We start from the raw sequence: 3,177 nt of genomic DNA on the forward strand, positions 1-3,177 counted from the left end.
CGAGGCGCTCTACCGCCTGACCGAATGCTATCTCGCGCTCGGCATCCCGTCCGAGGCGAAAAAGTCGGCCGCGGTGCTCGGCGCCAACTATCCGGGCAACGAATGGTATCAGCGCGCCTACAAGCTGATGCAGAAGAACGCGCCGAGCGCCTGATAAGCAGAGCGTGGATTCGCGCTTTGTTCTGCGGTAAGGACGGCTCGTGCTAACCGCTCTATCCATCGCCAATATCGTCCTGATCGAACGGCTCGACCTCGATTTCGAGGCCGGGCTGGGCGTGCTGACGGGCGAGACCGGCGCGGGCAAGTCGATCCTGCTCGACGCCTTGGGCCTCGCGCTCGGCGCGCGCGCCGACAATGCGCTGGTGCGCCAAGGGACCGACAAGGCGCAGGTGACGGCGAGTTTCGTCGCGCCGGCACCGGGCACGAAGCTCGCCGCGCTGCTCGCCGAAAACGAGATCGCGGTGGAAACCGGCGAGCCACTGCTGATCCGCCGCACATTGAAAGCCGACGGCGGCAGCCGTGCTTTCCTGAACGACCAGCCCTGCTCGGCGGCGCTGCTGCGCGAAGTCGGAACCTATCTCGTCGAAATCCACGGCCAGCACGATGACCGCGGCCTGCTCGCGCCCGCGGGCCACCGTGCGCTGCTCGACGCCTATGCGCGCGCCGACACGCGCGGCGTCGCCGCTGCCCATGCCGCTTGGCGCACCGCCGAGAACCGGCTCGCCGCCGCGCGCGCCGCGCTCGACGAGGCGACGCGCGACCGCGAATGGCTCGAACATTGCGTCGCCGAATTGCAGACGCTCGCTCCCCAGCCCGGCGAAGACGCCGAACTCGCCGAGGCGCGCGCCGCTATGCAAAAGGGCGAGAAGATTGCCGGCGACCTCGGCGCGATCATGGAGGCGTTCGAGGGTAGCGACAGCGGCCCCGCAAAACTGCGCGGCGCGGCGCGGCGGCTCGACCGGCTCGCGGGCGATCACCCGCTGCTTGCCGAGGCGCTCGCGGGCCTCGACCGCGCGATCATTGAGGCCGACGAGGCCGAGAGCAAGCTGCACGAAGCCGCGCGCGCGATGGAATATGATCCCGAACGGCTCGAGGCGACCGAGACGCGCCTGTTCGAACTGCGCGCGATGGCGCGCAAGCATAATGTCCAGCCCGACGAACTCGCCGAACTCACCGGCACGCTTGCCGCAAGGCTCGATGCGATCGAGGGCGGCAGCGCGGGGCTCGCGAAGCTCGAAACCGCGGTCGCCGAAACCGCCGCCGCCTACACCCACGCCGCGACCGCGCTGTCCGACCAGCGGAGCAAGGCCGCGACCCGCCTCGACGCCGCGGTTGCGGGCGAACTGGTGCCGCTGAAACTCGACGCCGCGCGTTTCCGGACCCTCGTCGAGCGCCTGCCCGCCGACCGCTGGGGGCCGGAAGGCATGGACCGCGTCGAATATCTGATCTCGACCAACCCCGGCGCGCCCTTCGCGCCGCTCGCAAAAATCGCGTCGGGCGGCGAACTCTCGCGCTTCATCCTCGCGCTCAAAGTCGCGCTTGCCGAAGAGGGCGGCGCCGACACGATCATCTTCGACGAAATCGACCGCGGCGTCGGCGGCGCGGTCGCCAGCGCGATTGGTGAGCGGCTCGCGCGGCTGGCGGGCGCGGGCAAGCAATTGCTCGCGGTGACGCACAGCCCGCAGGTCGCGGCCAAGGGCGCCGCGCATTTCATCATCGCCAAGTCGAGCCAAGGCACCGTCACGCGCACAAGCGTCCACGCGCTCGACGAAGCCGGCCGCCGCGAGGAAATCGCGCGCATGCTGTCGGGCGCCGAAGTGACCGCCGAGGCGCGCGCGCAAGCCGAAAGACTGCTGGAGACCCTATGATCGACCAGGCGCAACAATATCGGGAAGGGGGCTATCTCGCGCTGCCCGGTTTCGTGCCGACCGATGTGACGCATGCGTTGCTCGGAATGCTCAAGTCCGACCTTGTCCAGGGTGGGGTGTCGTTCGATCAGTTGAAGCGCAAGCATGACCTGCTCGCCACGGCGGCGGTTGAGGTTTACGGCACCCACTATCTGCCGCTCTCGACCTTCCTCTGGGGCATGACGCCGGCGATCAGCGCGCTCGTCGGTCATGATCTGCGCCCGACTTATTGCTATTTCCGCATGTACCGCAAAGGCGACATCTGCCGCATCCATTCGGACCGCTACGCCTGCGAGCACAGCCTGTCGCTGCTGCTCGCCGCGAGCGACGGCGCGGCGTGGCCGCTCGAAGTCGGATCCGAGCATATCGAGTCGCCTCGTCAGCGCGCCGATCCGGATTTCGGAGACGAGGCCTATGGATCGGTGCCGATGCTGCCGGGCGATGCCGTCCTCTATCAGGGCGTCCACCGGTTGCACGGGCGGATGATGCCCAATCCCAACCGCTGGTCGGCGCATCTGTTCCTGCATTGGGTTGACCCCGCCGGCCCCTATGCTGGCAATGCGTTCGAGGGGATCCAGATCCTGCCGACCGAGGCGCTCGCGATGGAAAGGGTCTGAGACGTGGCGGCGGTACATCCGCTCGACCGGCCGGTCTGGAGCATGCTCACCGGGCGACAGGCGCATCTTGCCGAGGGCGATGGCCAAGCCGTGCGGATCGATCGCGGCTATGGGGTCTTCGGCGCCGCTCCCGACACCGGCGCCGAAGCGCTCGCCGCGCTCGCCGCGCTTGTGCCCGATGACGGCGAACTCTGGATTGTCGAGGGTGAGCCGTGGCCGGTGCCTCCGGGAACGCGCGAGGTGAAGCGCGCCGTGCTCGCGCAGATGGTCGCCGAGGGTGTGCCGCCCTTGCCGCGCGAGGGTGAGCCTGCAATCCTCCTGCTCGGCGACGACGACGCAGCGGAAATGACCGCGCTCGCCGAGCATGCGAAGCCCGGACCATGGAGCCCCAAGACGCATCGTTACGGCCCCTTCTTCGGTGTTCGAGAGGATGGGCGCGAAAACGGCCGGCTGCTCGCGATGGCGGGGCAGCGCATCTTGGTCCCCGGCATGGCGGAGGTCAGCGGCGTCGCGACATGGGAGGATTGCCGCGGCCGCGGGCTTGCGCGCGCGCTGATCGGCCATGTCATGCGCGAAATGGTCGCGCGCGGCGAACAGCCCTTCCTGCACAGCTATGCCGACAATGAAGGCGCGATCGCACTCTATGAATCGCT

Annotated in this window: 3 protein-coding genes and 1 pseudogene; all 4 read left to right on the top strand. The window is 68.6% G+C overall.

The window, feature by feature from the left end; translation table 11 throughout:
* Positions 1-154, top strand: a pseudogene (locus tag VJ811_RS05790) (outer membrane protein assembly factor BamD); the annotation flags it as partial.
* A gap of 46 nt (positions 155-200) precedes the next feature.
* Entirely contained in the window at positions 201-1,868 is a 1,668-nt protein-coding gene (gene recN / locus VJ811_RS05795; protein WP_324071321.1) for a DNA repair protein RecN, read from the top strand.
* Positions 1,865-2,524, top strand: a complete 660-nt coding sequence (locus VJ811_RS05800; RefSeq protein WP_324071322.1) for a hypothetical protein — start codon at positions 1,865-1,867, stop codon at positions 2,522-2,524. The genes recN and VJ811_RS05800 overlap by 4 nt, the downstream gene beginning before the upstream one ends.
* A gap of 3 nt (positions 2,525-2,527) precedes the next feature.
* A partial coding sequence (locus tag VJ811_RS05805) for a GNAT family N-acetyltransferase (protein ID WP_324071323.1) occupies positions 2,528-3,177 on the top strand: 650 nt, incomplete at its 3' end.

Origin of the sequence: Sphingopyxis sp., assembly GCF_035250425.1 — a bacterium.
GTDB lineage: Bacteria > Pseudomonadota > Alphaproteobacteria > Sphingomonadales > Sphingomonadaceae > Sphingopyxis.